Source organism: Mycolicibacter terrae, assembly GCF_010727125.1.
In the GTDB taxonomy this organism is placed as follows: Bacteria; Actinomycetota; Actinomycetes; order Mycobacteriales; family Mycobacteriaceae; genus Mycobacterium; species Mycobacterium terrae.
On the sequence record NZ_AP022564.1, the window covers coordinates 1332781 to 1349260 of the forward strand.

General features: G+C 66.1%; 15 protein-coding genes. 8 read left to right on the plus strand and 7 right to left on the minus strand.

Annotated features, from left to right (window positions below):
- Position 1 precedes the first annotated feature (1 nt).
- On the plus strand, positions 2 to 1372 hold the full coding sequence (locus G6N23_RS06455; RefSeq protein ID WP_085262053.1) for a cytochrome P450: 1371 nt from the start codon (positions 2 to 4) through the stop codon (positions 1370 to 1372).
- 27 nt (positions 1373 to 1399) lie between these two features.
- Here the strand turns inward: G6N23_RS06455 and G6N23_RS06460 are convergent, their stop codons facing one another.
- Positions 1400 to 2581, minus strand: a complete 1182-nt coding sequence (locus G6N23_RS06460) for an NAD(P)/FAD-dependent oxidoreductase (RefSeq protein WP_085262054.1) — start codon at positions 2579 to 2581, stop codon at positions 1400 to 1402.
- Positions 2582 to 2716: 135 nt separating this feature from the next.
- On the opposite strand from G6N23_RS06460, the gene G6N23_RS06465 reads away from it, so the two are divergent.
- A complete protein-coding gene (locus G6N23_RS06465) occupies positions 2717 to 3454 on the plus strand; it encodes a TetR/AcrR family transcriptional regulator (RefSeq protein ID WP_085262055.1) in 738 nt (245 codons plus the stop codon).
- Between the two features lie 33 nt (positions 3455 to 3487).
- On the opposite strand, the gene G6N23_RS06470 is transcribed toward G6N23_RS06465, so the two are convergent.
- Positions 3488 to 4711: a PucR family transcriptional regulator gene (locus tag G6N23_RS06470; RefSeq protein WP_085262056.1), complete on the minus strand. Its 1224-nt coding sequence runs from the start codon at positions 4709 to 4711 to the stop codon at positions 3488 to 3490.
- A 154-nt stretch (positions 4712 to 4865) separates the two neighbouring features.
- Here G6N23_RS06470 and G6N23_RS06475 point away from each other — a divergent pair, with 154 nt between their 5' ends.
- The 3 genes from G6N23_RS06475 to nrdF all read left to right on the plus strand — a co-directional run bounded on the left by G6N23_RS06475 (position 4866) and on the right by nrdF (position 9522).
- Entirely contained in the window at positions 4866 to 6818 is a 1953-nt protein-coding gene (locus G6N23_RS06475; RefSeq protein WP_085262057.1) for a hypothetical protein, read from the plus strand.
- Between the two features lie 119 nt (positions 6819 to 6937).
- Positions 6938 to 8449 carry a flavin-containing monooxygenase gene (locus G6N23_RS06480; RefSeq protein WP_085262058.1) on the plus strand — a complete coding sequence of 504 codons (1512 nt, stop codon included), beginning with the start codon at positions 6938 to 6940 and terminating at the stop codon, positions 8447 to 8449.
- Between the two features lie 110 nt (positions 8450 to 8559).
- Entirely contained in the window at positions 8560 to 9522 is a 963-nt protein-coding gene (gene nrdF, locus G6N23_RS06485; protein ID WP_085262258.1) for a class 1b ribonucleoside-diphosphate reductase subunit beta, read from the plus strand.
- A 49-nt stretch (positions 9523 to 9571) separates the two neighbouring features.
- On the opposite strand, the gene G6N23_RS06490 is transcribed toward nrdF, so the two are convergent.
- The 4 genes from G6N23_RS06490 to G6N23_RS06505 all read right to left on the minus strand — a co-directional run bounded on the left by G6N23_RS06490 (position 9572) and on the right by G6N23_RS06505 (position 12881).
- Complete coding sequence (locus G6N23_RS06490; protein ID WP_235687140.1) at positions 9572 to 10429, minus strand: TIGR03619 family F420-dependent LLM class oxidoreductase; 858 nt, start codon at positions 10427 to 10429, stop codon at positions 9572 to 9574.
- 152 nt (positions 10430 to 10581) lie between these two features.
- Positions 10582 to 11505 (minus strand): NADP-dependent oxidoreductase, encoded by a 924-nt coding sequence (locus G6N23_RS06495; RefSeq protein WP_085262060.1) that lies wholly within the window; start codon positions 11503 to 11505, stop codon positions 10582 to 10584.
- A gap of 6 nt (positions 11506 to 11511) precedes the next feature.
- Entirely contained in the window at positions 11512 to 12213 is a 702-nt protein-coding gene (locus tag G6N23_RS06500) for a nitroreductase family protein (protein ID WP_085262061.1), read from the minus strand.
- A gap of 17 nt (positions 12214 to 12230) precedes the next feature.
- Positions 12231 to 12881, minus strand: a complete 651-nt coding sequence (locus G6N23_RS06505; protein ID WP_085262062.1) for an HD domain-containing protein — start codon at positions 12879 to 12881, stop codon at positions 12231 to 12233.
- A 167-nt stretch (positions 12882 to 13048) separates the two neighbouring features.
- Here G6N23_RS06505 and G6N23_RS06510 point away from each other — a divergent pair, with 167 nt between their 5' ends.
- The 3 genes from G6N23_RS06510 to G6N23_RS06520 all read left to right on the plus strand — a co-directional run bounded on the left by G6N23_RS06510 (position 13049) and on the right by G6N23_RS06520 (position 15699).
- A complete protein-coding gene (locus G6N23_RS06510) occupies positions 13049 to 13963 on the plus strand; it encodes a GlxA family transcriptional regulator (protein WP_234808695.1) in 915 nt (304 codons plus the stop codon).
- 76 nt (positions 13964 to 14039) lie between these two features.
- Positions 14040 to 15248 carry an MFS transporter gene (locus tag G6N23_RS06515; protein WP_085262064.1) on the plus strand — a complete coding sequence of 403 codons (1209 nt, stop codon included), beginning with the start codon at positions 14040 to 14042 and terminating at the stop codon, positions 15246 to 15248.
- Positions 15249 to 15291: 43 nt separating this feature from the next.
- Positions 15292 to 15699 carry a DoxX family protein gene (locus G6N23_RS06520; protein ID WP_085262065.1) on the plus strand — a complete coding sequence of 136 codons (408 nt, stop codon included), beginning with the start codon at positions 15292 to 15294 and terminating at the stop codon, positions 15697 to 15699.
- A gap of 5 nt (positions 15700 to 15704) precedes the next feature.
- On the opposite strand, the gene G6N23_RS06525 is transcribed toward G6N23_RS06520, so the two are convergent.
- Positions 15705 to 16379, minus strand: a complete 675-nt coding sequence (locus tag G6N23_RS06525) for a FadR/GntR family transcriptional regulator (RefSeq protein ID WP_085262066.1) — start codon at positions 16377 to 16379, stop codon at positions 15705 to 15707.
- Positions 16380 to 16480: the final 101 nt, after the last annotated feature.

Consider the following 16480-nt stretch of genomic DNA (forward strand, 5'->3'; position numbering starts at 1 on the left):
TATGACCGTGGACGATGTCGGGGTCGATGTTCGTGCGCTGCCACTGGCGCCCAAGAACCCGTTGCCGTACCGGCGGCAACTGCGCGAGGTCCGGCAACTGCATACCGGAATCGAGGTATTGCGTGACGCCGGCGGACCGGTAACCAGGGTGGAGCTGGCGCCGCACTGGCTAGCTCCCCCGGTGGTGGTGGTGACCTCGCCGCAGGGTGCGCATGACGTGTTCAGCAGCGGCGGTGTCGATCGCGCCCCAGCCCACGACGAGTTGCGCCATCTGATGGGGCCGAACCTGTTCGACCTGCGCAATGACGCCTGGTTACCGCGGCGACGCACGTTGCAGCCACTGTTCACCAAGCACCACGTCCGCGAGTTCGCCGGGCATATGGCACAGGCTGCCGAGATGATCGCCAGCGGCTGGGCTGATGGGTCAACGGTCGATTTGGACGCCGAGTGCCGTCAATTGACGCTGCGGGCCCTGGGCCGTTCGGTGCTCGGCGTCGACCTTGACGAGCACGCCGCGGCACTGGGTGCGCCCATGCGCATCGCACAGGAGTACGTGACGGATCGGGTGTTGGCTCCGGTACGCGCGCCCCGCTGGTTACCGACCCCGGCGCGACAGCGCGCCCGCGCCGCCAGCGTCACCTTGCATCGAGTCGCCGACGACATCCTGCAGGCCTGTCGTGCCGACCCCGAGCGGGACGCACCGCTGGTCCGTGGACTGATTGCTGCCACCGACCCCGACACGGGCCGCGGATTGACCGATCGTGAGATCTGCGACGAGCTGCTCGTGTTCATGCTGGCCGGTCATGACACCACCGCCACGACGTTGGCTTACGCGTTGTGGGCGTTGGGAAATCACCCCGACATCCAGCGCAGGGTCGCCGCAGAGGTCGCCGAGCTCGGTGCGGAGCCCAGCCCTGACGATGTGCCCAGGTTGCCGTACACCGTCCAGGTCTTGAATGAAGCACTGCGGTTGTGCCCGCCCGGCGCACTCAACGGCCGAACCGCGGTGCGCGATATCGCGGTGGACGGCTATCGGGTTCAGGCCGGCTCCATGGTCGGGGTCGGCATTTATGCGATGCACCGCGATCCGACGCTGTGGGAGCGCCCACTGGAGTTCGATCCGGACCGGTTCAGCCCGGAGAACTCCGCTGGCCGTAACCGCTGGCAGTATCTGCCATTCGGTGGCGGACCACGCAAGTGCGTCGGTGATCACTTCGCGATGTTGGAAGCCACCCTGGCGTTGGCCACCTGCGTGCGGCACTGTGCGATCAGCTCGTTGAGCACGGAATTTCCGATGGCGGTGCCGTTCACGACGGTCGCCGCGGCGCCGATCTACGCGCGCGTCACACAGCGGACGGACGACCTGCGATGACGGCGCGTGGGGAGCCCCCCGCCCAACTCAGTAGGTGTGGGATGGCCCTTGCTGGCCCTTGTAGAGCCGGGACAGCATGACGTCGCGGAAGCGCGCGTTGTCGAGCAGTTTGACGCCTGCGTTGGCCAGCGTCGGCATGCCGGCGAGTTTGTGAAAGAACCGGCCGCGCTTGTACTCCCGGCCCCAGGCGGCTTGCATTCGCTGGGCGTAGTTGGTGAAGTCGTCGGGTCCGCTGTTGGTCAACGCCGCGACCGCGCACTCACCGGCGGCCAAGCCCGACTCCAGCGCCTTGGAGATACCGGCGCCGGAGGTCGGCCGGCCCGCGCCCAGCGAGTCCCCGGTGAACAACACTCCGGGTCGCCACGGCGGCCATGCGGTGAAGCCCATCGGCAGGCGCCAGGCCCGCACCGTCTTGGACTTCTTCAGCTCGGCGATCGATGGCAGCTCCCAGTCCCGCGGCAGCGTCTCCAGGAACTCGCCGAGAAAGTCCGTGGCGTTGATCGCGTGCCAGTTCTTGTAGCTGTTGACGTAGCCCAAGCCGATGTTGACCCGGCCGCCGCCCAGCGGGAAGACCCAGCCGTAACCGGGCAGCTGGTCGCCCTGGAACACCAGCTTCATATAGATGTCGAGCGAATCGACGTCGGGCCGCACGGCCGGCATCTCGGCGCGGATGGCGATCGCGGAGTAGCCGTTGTAGTCCGAGTCCAGTTTCAGGGCCCGCTTGATGGGCGAATAGGCGCCGTCGGCGGCGATCACCGCGTCGGCCAGCACCTTCTCGCCGCTCTTGAGCAGCACCCCGACCACTCGGCCGGTGTCGTCGAGAATCGGCCCGGCGGCCTCGGCGGACTGGCGAACCTGCGCCCCGGCCGATTCGGCGTGCTTGAGCAGCAGGGTGTCCAACTCGGGCCGCCGCGCCACGTACCCGTGATCGGGCATCCCCGGCCGACGCGGAAACGACAGCTGCCAGGGGCTCGGGCTGAACACCTTCACCCGATTGACCCGGTGAAACTTGTCGACCTGTTCGGACAGGCCCATCTTCTGCAGGTAGCTGACCGCGCGAGCGGTCAGGCCGTCACCGCAGGGCTTGTCGCGCGGGAAGTCGGCCTTGTCCAGTACGACGACGCTCGCGCCGGCCTGGCGCGCCTGCCAGGCGGCCGCCGACCCTGCGGGGCCTCCGCCGACAATGGCCAGGTCGAATCGTTGCGTCACTACATCTCGTCTCAATATGCGCGTTGCTGGGTCTGGGGGCCGCCGCAGCACCCGGAACTGTCCATCGATGCTAACGGACCAGATCGCCGCGCGGTCTCCCCAGGTGAGCTGCGGCAACGCGGTAAGGTGCTTGACGTGCGCGGAACGAGCAGAGTCAATCCGGCCGACAATGGCGGGAAGAAAGTCGACGCACGCAGTGAGCGCTGGCGCGAACACCGCAAGAAGGTCCGCGGTGAGATCGTCCAGGCCGCCTTCCGGGCCATAGACCGGCTCGGACCCGACCTGAGCGTGCGCGAGATCGCCGAGGAGGCCGGTACCGCCAAGCCCAAGATCTACCGGCATTTCGCCGACAAGTCCGACCTTTTCCAGGCCATCGGGCAGCGGCTGCGCGACGATCTGTGGGAGGCGATCATCGCCTCGATCGATTTCGCCACGGACCCGCTGCGGGTCATCATCCGGCGCAGCGTCGAGGAGTATGTGGCCCTGGTCGACGCCCATCCCAACGTCTTGCGGTTCTTCATTCAGGGACGGTTCCCGGAGCGGTCCGAGTCGACGATGCGCACCCTCAACGAGGGACGCGAGATCACCCTGGCGATGGCGGAGATGTTCAATAACGAACTGCGTGACGTCGAACTCGACCGGCAGGGGATCGACCTGGCGGCGTTCGCGGCCTTCGGTACCGCAACCTCGGCCACCGACTGGTGGCTGGGCCCCGAGCCGGACAGCCCGCGGCGGATGGCCCGTGACACGTTCGTGGCGTACCTGACCACGATCATGATGGGTGTCGTCAGCGGCACCGCCGAGAATCTCGGCGCCACCATGGATGCGGATCGGCCGATCCACGAGGCCGTCCGGCGTCAACCGGTCGCCTGACCCCGGCGATCCGCGAGGCGGCTCGGCTGGAAGCTAGGCGCCGCGCCAGCGCAGTGCCTCCAATGCCACCGCCACGTGCACGCCGTTGTCGGCCACCGGCGTCGGCAATAGTTCGTTCGCGCGAGCAATCCTGCGTAACAACGTATTTCGGTGTAGGAACATGTGCTCGGCTGCTCGTGAGGCGTTGCACTGCTGGTGGATGAATGTGAGGACGGTCTGCCGTAGTTCGGCGTCGGCCGACGCGAAGTCTCCGAGGGTATGGGTGATGAACCGGTCTGCCTGTTCGGGTTCGGTGCTGATCAGCGCCACCAGTTCGATATCGGTGAACCGGGCGACGCGCTGGGTGGAGCCCAGCCGCACCATCACGCGTTGAGTTGCGACGGCGTCAAGGTGACTGCGCCGGAATCCCTCGATGCCCGCCGCTGTCGTGCCCAGCGCAATTTGGACTCCCGGCAGGGTGTCCAGCACGGCGGCAACACCCGCCAGGTCCGGCCCGGCGGGTCCGGGAACCCACACCCAGCGGGTGGCCGCGCTCGCCAGCACCGATAACGCGCGCTGGCCGCTTTCGACGCGGGTCAGCGCTTCAGCCGCCGCGTCGAGATCGGTCAAGTTGGTGGTGGAGTCCTCGCTCCAGATCACCGCGGCGGTGTGGCTTTGATCGAGGCGATAGCCGAGCCGGCTTTCGGCGCGCTGTGTGGTGATCGCCGCCCCGTCGAGGATCAGTGCGACGGTCTCCCGACGCTCGGCGTGGGTGCCCCGGGTGAGGGCTTCTCGTTCCCGCTGCATCTGCTCGCCGATTCCGGCGATGGTGGCATCGATGAACGAGGTCAACGACCGGGCCGTCACGTCGAGTAGTTCGCGCAATTCGTCGGGGTCGTTGGTGAGGGTGAATGCGGTCTGCATCCACGACCGCCACGCGACGTTGGTGCCCACTCGGTAGGCGTCGAGGACGGCCGATTCATCGAGGCCCCGGCGGAATCCGTCGCGGACGATGAGCAGTGACTCCGTCGCGAGATTGGCCGGTACCGGTTCGGCGGGGTGGCTGACATTGGCGGCCGCCCAGTGCAGCAGGTTGGCGCGGTTGCTGCGGCGGATGCCTTCGGCGAGGACCGGATCAGAGGCTATGGCCTGCGTGTATACCGCCGACAAGGTGGCCTCGTGGAGTTCGTCGAGTGACTCTGGCGGAGCGCTGAGCATCAGCTGGGCGCCGTGCCGGATCAGCTCGCATACCGGCTCGGATGGCCGTGTCCAATCCATGGCCACAGCATATGTCGGTGGTGCATTATGCACCGGCTGGTGTGCCGATTGGGTGGCAAATGCTCTTTCGTGTCCGCCTCCGTTCGCCGAACAATCAGGTCGCTATCAGGTGACAGCCGTCACAGCGCATCTTGACCACACACCGGAGGACCACATGTCGCGCATCGGATCCACTCAACGCGCAGCCGTCGAATACGCCAACCTCAAGGCCGTTCAGCGGCGTCGGGTGCGGCAGCGGCTGCGCGTCGTCGCCGCAACCGCACCGGGGGCGGTGGCCGGGGCGTTGGCGATGACCCTGGCGACCCCGCATGCGATCGCCGAGGTGGCGCCGACGGCAGCCGCCCAGTCGATCATCGACCAACTGCTCGACGCCCAGCATCAGGTCACCGAGACCAACAGCAACTACCCGTTCATCGTCCCGTCGGATCTTTCGTCGCTACAGCAGTACGTCCAGAGCGTCGCCTCCACCTCGCTCGCTTTGGAGTACAGCCAGATGTATAACCCCAGTGGCGGCGTTCCCTGGATGCTCGGGCAGCCATGGGATGCCAACTCCGCGGACCCTTCGGCCTTCTACATCCTGGTGAACCCCGACAATCAGTACGGCGTCATCCCGGTCAACGAGGACGGCACCTACACGATGACGGTCCATCCCGCTCCCGGCAGCATCGACGTCACGTTCACGTCGCTGTCCGGAACGATCGGCTCCGTTCAAGGATTCGAGCCGACCGGGCACGTCCTCGGCCTATCGGATGCAACACCCAATGCCGATGGCAGCTACACGATCATCTTCAGTTCCACACCGCACGACGGGAACTGGATCAACACGACCGGCGCGGATAACGTCCTCATCCGCGACACCATCGGTAACGGGGGATTACCGCACGATTCCTTCTCTCTGCAGCAGGACGGCGTGGTGCAGAATCCGCTGACGTTCCTCTCGGACAGTCAGCTGTCGGAGTTGCTGAGCATCGTCGCCAAGGACATTCCAACGATCAACGCCGACGGCGTCTACTACGACCAGACGGCGATTCCCGATTCGTTGCCGCCCAACTGGATGACGCCCATCGCCTCATCCACCTCCTCGATCAACGGCCTCATGCCCGGCCAGCTGAGCACCTTCGGCCACTTCCAGTTGGAGCCGGATCAGGCGCTGATCATCAAGGTGCCCGAAATTGACGCCGGCTACTACGGCCTGGAGCTCGCCAACGCGTGGGGCCAGAATGTTCCGATCGTGACTGCACAGGGCAGTCTGAACAACACCGACACCTTCGAATCCTCCGACGGCTACATCTACTACGTCATCAGTAGCAAGGACCCCGGCGTCGCCAACTGGATCAACGACGGCGGGTTGGCCAACGGAATGCTCGGAGTGCGCTGGCAGGACGTGGCGACCGCTCCGACGAGCAACGCCGTCCATGCCGAGGTCGTCAACATGGCAGACGTCAAGAGCCATCTCCCGGCGGACACCCCGGTGGTCACCCCCGAGGAGCAGGCGGCGCTGCTGCACGACCGCCTGTTCAACTGGAATTACACCCAGGACCAGGACCACAACATCAACTGGCTGGGCGCGAACCTGTTGCAGAACCAGGTCGAGGCGGCCATCGGCCACGACGCGTTCAACCAGATCTTTGGTGGCCAGGATGGCGTGCCGACAGTCCTTGACCGGATGACGGATTCCGCCTTGATGCCGGACCTGAACGCCGTTGCGTCGGAGTTCTTGACCAACCCGGCCGGTGCCATGGCGGCGGTCATCGGCAACATGCCGTTGGCGTTCAAGGACATCGAGTTGCCGATGATGTTGAGCATGCTGAGCATGAAGGCCGTCATGGACCAGACCGCTCAGGCCGTGCAGGGCGACTTCAGCACCGGCGACTTGGCGCACGTCTGGACGGATCTGACCGGTGGCATGCAGGGCATGGGGACGCTCTTCGGCGACGCGTTCACCGACCCGACCACCAGCTTGATCGCGGGAATGCTGAACGCCCGTGATGACATGGCGACCGGAATCCTGCACGCCGGCAACAGCTTCGACCTGAGTCCGTACTCGCCGCTGATGGATTCGCTGACCGACCTGAACCACCAGGTGATAGCCGTGCTGACGAGCTGATCCTGGCAGTCGCCGTGCCGCCTTCTCGCAGGGGCTCCTGCGAGAAGGCGGCATGGCGTTGACGGACGTCAGTCCGGCAAAGACACTGAACATCGATACCTGAACGGGAGGGATGCGCGATGACGCTGACCGATCACACCGCCGAAGACACCGGCCACCGGGCGCCGGTACACACCCGGGCGCTCATCATCGGGACCGGGTTTTCCGGCCTGGGCATGGGCATTGCGCTGCAGAAGCAGGGTGTGGAATTCCTCATCCTGGAGAAGGCGGACGAGATCGGCGGGACATGGCGGGACAACACCTACCCGGGTTGCGCCTGCGACGTGCCGTCGCACCTCTACTCATTCTCGTTCGAGCCGAAGGCCACCTGGAGCCGACTGTTCTCGCCGCAGCCGGAGATCCTGGACTACCTCAAGGACGTCACCGACAAGTACGGTCTGCGTCGCCATATCCGGTTCGGTTCCAAGGTGACCCGTGCGGCGTGGGACGACGACGAGTTCCGCTGGCATGTGTTCACCGACGACGGCCAGGAATATGTGGCCCAGTTCGTGGTCTCCGGAGTCGGCGGCCTGCACATCCCACGCCTGCCCGATATCGAGGGAATCGATGAATTCGCAGGCACGGCATTCCATTCCGCGCAGTGGGACCACAGTGTGGACCTGACCGGAAAGCGGGTCGCGGTGATCGGAACCGGCGCCAGCGCGATCCAGATCGTGCCCGCGATCGTCGACCGGGTCGCTGAGCTGCAGCTCTTTCAGCGCACCCCTGCGTGGGTGGTGCCGGTGCCGCATCATCAGCTGCCGGATGCGGTGCGACAAGCGTTCGTGGTGGTGCCAGGACTGCGCTACGCGGTGCGGGCCGCCATCTACTGGGCGCTGGAAGGTGTCGGATTCGCCATGACCAAGCGCCCCGGCCTATTGCGCCTGATCGAGGCGGTCGGCAAGCTCAACATCCGTCGACAGGTCCGTGACAAGGAGCTGCGCCGCAAACTGACGCCGCAGTACCGGGCCGGCTGCAAACGAATCCTGTACTCCGGCAACAACTACTACCGTGCGGTAGCCGATCCGAAGACGACGCTGGTGACCGAGCGGATCACTCGCATCACCCGGGACGGCATCGTCACCGCCGACAATGTGGAACGCGCCGTCGACGTCATCATCTACGCCACCGGATTCCATGTCACCGACTCCTACACCTATGTCGGCATCACCGGTCCGAACGGCGAGGACCTCGTGGGGCGCTGGAACCGCGAAGGGGTCCAGGCGCACCGCGGCATCGCCGTGGCCGACATGCCCAACCTGTTCTTCCTGCTCGGCCCCAACACCGCGCTCGGCCACACCTCGGTGGTGTTCATGATCGAGTCGCAGATCCGCTACGTCGCCAAGGCGATCGCCGCGGCCGACAAGGTCGGTGCGCAGGCGTTGGCGCCCAGCCGTGCTGCCCAGGACCGCTACAACGCCGAGTTGCAGGACAAGCTCGCCGGTTCAGTGTGGATCACCGGCGGCTGCAACAGCTGGTATCTGGACGAGCACGGGGTCAACCGGACCCTGTGGAGCGGCATGACCTGGCAGTACTGGCAGTCCACCCGCTCGTTGCGGGCGGGTGAGTACCGATTTTCCGGGGTGGGCTGACACGACACGCAGACACAACTTCTGGTGTTGACACGGGTTGTCGGCCCCCAGGGGTAGTGTCGAAGGCCTAGCTTCCGGTGGGTGAAATGGGGTTGTCGGTGAGCGAAAAAATGAAGCTGATCGATCGGGTCTCGGCGATCAACTGGAACCGGGTTCAAGACGACAAGGATCTCGAGGTCTGGGACCGGTTGACCGGCAACTTCTGGCTGCCGGAGAAGGTTCCGGTCTCCAACGACATCCCCTCCTGGGGAACCCTGACCGACGACGAGAAGCAGCTGACCATGCGGGTCTTCACCGGCCTGACGCTGCTGGACACCATCCAGGGCACGGTCGGCGCGGTCAGCCTGATTCCCGACGCGCTGACCCCGCACGAAGAAGCGGTCTACACCAACATCGCGTTCATGGAGTCGGTGCACGCCAAGAGCTACAGCCAGATCTTCTCCACGCTGTGCTCGACCGCCGAGATCGACGAGGCGTTCCGCTGGTCGGAAGAGAACGTCAACCTGCAGCGCAAGGCCGGCATCGTCATGCAGTACTACCGCGGTGACGAGCCGCTCAAGCGCAAGGTGGCCTCCACCCTGCTGGAGAGCTTCCTGTTCTACTCCGGCTTCTACCTGCCGATGTACTGGTCGAGCCGGGGCAAGCTGACCAACACCGCCGACGTGATCCGGTTGATCATCCGTGACGAAGCCGTGCACGGCTACTACATCGGCTACAAGTACCAGCGGGGGCTGGCCGCCGTCGACGAGGCCAAGCGCCAGGAACTCAAGGACTACACCTACGAGCTGCTCTTCGAGCTCTACGACAACGAGGTCGAGTACACCCAAGACCTCTACGACGGGGTCGGGCTGACCGAGGACGTCAAGAAGTTCTTGCGCTACAACGCCAACAAGGCGCTGATGAACCTGGGCTACGAGGCGCTGTTCCCGCGGGACGAGACCGACGTCAACCCGGCGATCCTGTCTGCGCTGAGTCCCAACGGCGACGAGAACCACGACTTCTTCTCCGGCTCGGGGTCGAGCTACGTGATCGGCAAGGCCGTCATCACCGAAGACGACGACTGGGACTTCTAAAAGCCCCGAGAGGTGGGGTCGGCAGGCCCGGACACCGAAGGACGTCGGTCTACCAGACCACGGCTCGTTCGCGGATCTCGACGGCGGTCTCAAGCATCTGCTGGGTGCTGGTGAACCAGTCCTGCAGATTGAGGTCCACGATGAGTTCGTCCGCGCCGGCCGCGGCGGCCGTGGTGATGTCATCCATGATCTGATCGAGGGTGCCGGCGAACGCCGATCGCCCCGAACCGGCCGGACGGTCTGTGAAGGTGACATTGCCGACCACGATCATCTCCATGCGGCCTGGGTCTCGGCCTGCCGCAGAAGCCATTTCGCGAATACGTTCCCAGGTTCCGCGCAGTTCGGTGGCGCCGGCCGGCCCGGGAGTGGTCAGTACCGGCAGCCAACCGTCTGCGTGCTCTGCAATGCGCTGCAGGGCCTTGGAGCTGGTGTGACGACCCAGGTTGCTACCTCCGCCGCCCAGCAGTACAGGGATTCTCGACACGGGCTTGGGCAGGACCGAGGCATGGTCGATCACGACCCGCGGTCCCCGCACCGTCACCGGGTCGGATCCCCACACCGCGTCGAAGACGTTCAGCGTCTCGTCGAGAAATCGACCGCGATCTGCTCGTGTCGCACCGGTGGCCCGCAGCTCGTCACTGGACCAGCCCGAGCCCAGACCGGCGACCACGCGCCCGCCGCTGATCTGGTCGACGGTCGCCAACTGCTTCGCCAATTGGACCGGTGTGTGCAGAGCGGCGATCAGAACGGCAGTGCCCAGACGCACATGCTCGGTCACCACCGCCGCTGCGGTGAGTATCGCCAGGGGGTCGGCGGCCTGCCGCGAAGACTCCGGCCATTCCGCAGTCGTCGGACTGTAGGGGTCGGTGGGCGAGTCCGGGAAGAGCAGCCGTTCGTAGGTCCACAAGCTGGAGTAGCCAGCAACTTCGGCAGTGCGGGCGGCTTCGACCACGTCGTGTCGGAGGTCTACTCCCAACCTCTGCGGTAGCCGTAGACCCAATTTCAATGGGAACCTCCGAAATGTCGGCCGGGAGCGAGAGCGCGCCGGCGCCGGGGCGCCTAGTCGGCGCCGATGACTGCGACGACGGTCTTGCCGTGGCCGCGCCTGGCCGGGTCGAATGCCGTGGGAACTTGGGCCAGCGAACACGTCGCCCCGAGCAGCGGGCGCAACCGGCCGTCGCGAAGTCGGCGCTCGATGGCACTGAGACCCGATCGGTCCGGCTCGACGACGAAGAAGATGGCGCGTGCGTGCTCGGGTTGAACGCGTGGTGGTTCGGCGATGGAAACAAGTGCGCCACCGGAACGTACCAAGGGCGCTGAACGATCGAGCAGTTCACCGCCGATGACGTCGAACACCACGTCGACCTGGCCGACATCTTCCAGCCGATCCTGTTGCAGATCCAGGAATCCATCGGCGCCCAGGCCCAGCACCGTGTCGCGGTGTTCGGTTCGGCCGCTACCGATCAGCCGCGCGCCGGCCTCACGGGCCAGTTGTAGCGCGATGGAACCGACCGCGCCGGCGGCGCCGTGAACCAGTATGGTCTGACCGGCGACAAGACGGGCATGATCGAACAGCCCCTGCCAGGCGGTCAGCCCGGATATCGCCGAGGCCGCGGCCACCACGTGGTCGATGTCGGCCGGTAACGGTGCGAGGTTGCGGGCCTCCACGGCGACGTATTCGGCCAGCGAACCGTTGCGGGCCCAATCGGTGATTCCAAAGACGCGCTGGCCCATCGAGAGCCCCGTGGTGCCGTAGCCCAGCTCGACGACGACGCCCGAGACCTCATGCCCGGGGATGCTGGGCGTTCGATCACGGCCTGCGCGGTCCGTCCAGGTTGCCGGCCAGTCGAGTTCACCGGGCGTGAAACCGGCGGCGTGGACTTCGACGATGACGTCGTTCTCCGCGGCAATCGGGTAGGGGACATCGGCCAGCGAAAGCCCACCGACACCTGCGGCGCGGTCAGTTGCAACAATCGCCTGCACGAGTCCTCAAACTACCGTGGCCAGGTCGGGAGCCAAGTAGTCGTGCGGCCACAGTGGCTGCGGGACCTCGACCCCAAACGGTGTTCCCCAGCGGTTTCTGGATGAAACCTCTTGCACGGGACGCCGATTGGTCGCGACACCCCAATTCCCCCGGGGGTAGCCCAGTGCCAACATGGCCGACATCTTCCAGCCCTGGGCAACCGGCACACCCAGCAGCTCACTGATACGGTCCTCGACGTTGCGGAGCACCATCGTCATGACGCCGCCGACGCCCTCGGCGCGGGCGGCCAGCAACGCGCTCCAGATCGCCGGGTAGATGTTGGCCCCGCCGAGGTCGTCGATGGCGAAGACGAACAGCAACAGCGGAACGTCTTCGAAGTGGTCGGCCAGATAATCACCCGAGCTCTTGATTCGGCGCATGGTCTCGGCATGTCGGGTCGGGTCCGCGTCGGGCGCCGGTGCAACCATCGGTCCCGTCCCGCTCGCGAACTTCTCGTACTCGACGGCGCGGGCCTGCCGGAACAGCTGGGCCAGCTCGCGTCTGAGTTCGGGATCATCGACGGCGAGAAAATGCCAGCGTTGGGTGTTGCCGCCGTTGGGGGCGCGCACGGCGGCATCGAGGATGCGGGCCTGGGTGTCCAGCGGAATCGGATCGGGCCGCAACCGCCGCATCATCCTGGTGGTGTACAGCGCTTCGTGGATCTCCATGTGCCTGCTCCTCTCCGTTACTCGGGCCATGGGCTGTTGAGAATGGCCTCGACCAAGTTGCCGCGCTCGAAGGCGGGATCGAAGTGGGCCAGCACGTCATCGTTCATCGTCCCGAAGGTGGTCTCCGGACGATGCTTCATGCCGTCGTTGAAGGCCACCAGAATGCGGTTCTTGAAGTCCGGGCGCGGATGGGCGGTGATCACCGCGGCGACATCGTCCACGGCGAGGTCCGCCCGGCCGACGCCGACCACATCCGTTTTGACACCCGCGGCGAGCAAAGCGGTTTCGGTGTCGAGGCGTGCGGGGACCTCCGGCGTGGTGTGCAGCGCAATGCCAAGCCACACCCTATCGGCGTCGGACGGGTCGACGTCGCGCTCCAACAGGAACTGCCGTGCGGCGTCGGCGCCGTCAATCTCGAAGCGCTGAGTTGAACTTCGGTAGCGCGTGGTGAGGCCGAAGTCGTGGAACATCGCTGCGACGTAGAGCAGTTCCAGATCGGGTTGTAGCCCCGACAGGCGACCGTGGAGCGCTCCGAACAAGTACACCCGGCGCGAGTGATGGAAGAGCACGTCGTCCTCGGCGCTGCGAACGAGATCGGTTGCCTCTCGGGCGAGCCGGGTGTCGGGTACGACGACGTCGGCGATGGTCTCGATCGGCTGAGTGGTCATGAGCGGTCTCCTCGGTGGGTCGATCAGTATCCAGATTGCGGCCGATCTGCCTGGTTCACAGGTGTCGATTGAGCCGTCAAGACCTCAGATTGCGACACAATGAATCCGTGGCCGAAGCCAGCGCACCATCACGGGTCGTGGTGATCGTCGTCTTCGACGAGGTGACGATGTTGGACGTCGCGGGGGCCGGTGAGGTCTTCGCCGAGGCCAACCGCTTCGGGGCGAACTACCGGCTCAAGTTCGCCTCGGTCGACGGGGGCGATGTCACCACCTCGATCGGGACGCGATTGGGTGTTACCGGGTCCCTCGCGTCGATCGAGTCCGCCGATACCGTCATGGTCGCCGGGGCCGACACCCTGCCCCGCCGCGCGATCGACCCAGAACTCGTGGAGGCGGTCAGATCTCTCTCCGGCCGCACCCGACGGCTGGCTTCCATCTGCACCGGGTCGTTCGTCCTGGCGCAGGCCGGTCTGCTCGACGGCCGCCGTGCCACCACCCACTGGCACGACGTCGGGTTGTTTTCGCGCGCCTTCCCCGAGATCACCGTCGAGCCGGATGCCATCTTCGTCCGCGACGGCGATGTGTTCACCTCGGCGGGGATTTCGTCGGGGATCGACCTGGCGCTGGCTCTTGTGGAGATGGACCATGGCGCAGACCTCGTCCGCGCGGTGGCCCGGTGGCTGGTGGTCTATCTCAAACGCGCGGGCGGCCAATCACAGTTCTCAACTCTGGTCGAGGCCCATCCGGCGCCGCAGTCCGCACTGCGGGTGGTCACCGACGCGATCGCCGCCGATCCCGGCGCGGACCACCGGGTGAGCACCCTTGCCACCCGGGCCTGTCTGAGTACGCGTCAGCTGACCCGGCTGTTTCGATCCGAACTGGGGATGACTCCGGCCGGCTACGTCGAAATGGTCCGAATCGATGCCGCCCGTGCCGCGCTGGACGCCGGCCACAGCGTCACCGACACCGCACGCCTGGCGGGTTTCGGCAGCACCGAGACCCTCCGGCGGGCGTTCGTCGAACATCTCGGCGTCTCACCGAAGGCCTACCGGGACCGATTCCGCACGGCCCTGCACAGCTGAACCCGGTCATGGCCGCGCCGGCATTTTGCGCGAATGACGAACCGACCCTGCCTGGCGGTGTTTGCATGATCCGGTGATGTGTGCGGACCGTCGTGGCTTCGGCCCGGGCGTGCAACTGGCCCTGGCCACCTGGGTCTCGGTGATCTGTTTCTGGGCGTGGAATCTGATCGGCCCGCTGTCGACGCAGTACGCCGCGCAGATGAACCTGACCACCCTGACCCAGTCGCTGATGGTGGCGACCCCGATCCTGGTCGGCGCGCTGGGACGGATCGTCACCGGGCCGATGACCGACCGGCTGGGTGGGCGCACCATGTTCATCGCGGTGTCGCTCGCCTCGATCGCACCGGTGCTGGCGGTGGGTATCGCCGCCACGATCGGCTCGTATCTGCTTATGGTGGTGGCCGCGTTCTTCCTCGGGGTGGCCGGCACCGTGTTCGCGATCGGAATTCCGTTCGCCAACAACTGGTTTGCCCCGACTCGGCGCGGCTTCGCCACCGGGGTGTTCGGGATGGGCATGGCCGGCACCGCGGTGTCGGCCTTCTTCACCCCGCGGTTGGTGACATGGGTCGGCCTGTTCACCACCCACCTCATCGTCGCAGTCACCTTGGCGGCGACCGCGCTGCTGTGCGTCCTGGTGATGCGCAACGGGCCATACTTCGAGCCGAACGTCGCTCCGGTGGTGCCCAAGCTGCGGGCCGCTGCGAGACTCCGGGTCACCTGGGAGATGTCGCTGCTGTATGCCCTGGTGTTCGGCGGATTCGTGGCGTTCAGCAGCTACCTGCCGATCTACATCAAGACGATCTATGAGTTCTCGCAGGTCGGAGCGGGGGAGCGCACTGCGGCGTTCGCGCTGGCGGCGGTGCTGGCCCGGCTGCTCGGGGGATCGCTGGCCGACCACATCGCGCCCAAGTACGTGGTGTTGGCCTCGCTGGCCGGTATCGCAGTGCAGACCCTGGTCTCGGTGTTCAAGCCGCCGGCCGACATCTGGTCTGGCCTGACGTTCCTGCCGCTGGCGGTGGCGCTCGGTATCGGCACCGGCGGGGTGTTCGCCTGGGTGGCGCGTCGCGCGCCGGCCGGCTCGGTCGGTTCGGTCACCGGGATCGTCGCGGCCTTCGGCGGCTTGGGCGGCTATTTCCCGCCGCTGGTGATGGGGGCGACCTACGACCCGGTGCACAACAGCTACGCGGTGGGATTGTTGATGCTGGTCGCCACGGCGGTGATCCTGTTCATCTACACCGCGGTGTTCCTGCGCGCCCGCGAACCGGTAAACGCGCTACCGGCTTAGTGTTGCGCCAGGCGATCACTATTCGAATTAAGGAAGGCCACCGATGACGACTCACACCGACCACACCAAGCGTTCCCGGACCTGGATCATCGGCGCCGTGATCACCGTCCTGCTCGGGCTGTTCTTCGCCTTCGACGCCATCCCGAAGATCGCCGGCATGAAATTCGCCCGCGAAGGCACCGAAGCGCTCGGCTTCTCCCCGGATAAGACCGCGGTCATCGGCTGGGTGCTGCTGGTGTGCCTGATCGTCTTCCTGATCCCCCGCACCGCGGTGCTGGGTGCATTGGGCCTGACCGCGTATCTGGGCGGGGCGGTGACGGTCAACCTGCTTACCGACAAGCCGTTGGCCGGTTTCGTGTTGTCCGGGGTGTATGTCGGCGTGCTGCTGTGGATCGGGCTCATCCTGCGGCGGCCGGAGTTGCTGCGGGTGCTGGGGCTTCGACGCGAGTGAGGAGCTCAGCGGGCCGGCAACTGGTCTAACAGTTCGTCGAGGAATCCACCCGCCTCGCGCCCGGCCGCCTCGACGTCGCCCGCGACGATCGCCTCCAGCAAGCCCCGGTGCCGGATCTGGTCCGCCTGCACCGGTTTTCCGCTCGTCGTGGCCACGCTGGCGATGACCACTTCGGTGAGCCCGCAGTACAGCTCGGCCAACACCGGGTTGTGCGAGGAGCGGACCACGGCGCGGTGGAAATCGGTGTCCGCCCGGGCGAAGTCCTCATCTCGACCCTGTTGCTGGTGACCGTCGCGGCGCTCCAGCAGTGCGCGCAACTCGGCCAGGTCTTCGTCGGTGCGGGCGACGGCGGCCAGCCGTGCCCCCTCGACCTCCAGGCAACGCCGCACCTGCAACACGTCGCGCAGCTCAGAGCCGCACAACCGACGCACGGCGCCGGACACCTCGCTGGTGGCCCGCACGTAGGTCCCGTCGCCCTGACGGACCTCCAGAATGCCGGCGTGGGCCAGCGCCCGGACCGCCTCACGCACGGTGTTGCGGCCGACCCCGAGCGCCTCGGCGAGTTCCGGTTCGGGGGGGATTCGAGAATCGACTGGCCATTCCCCGCCGGTCACCGAGGCCCGGAGCTGGTCAATCACCTGATCGACCAGGCACGTGCGGCGGGTGGTGATTAACGGCACAGCATCCTCCCGTCATCCAATCATCGGATGTATGTCATCCTACTTTAGGTGACCCGCGCAGCCCGCACCGAAAGACTCGGCCAGTACGAGCGTGACCTCGA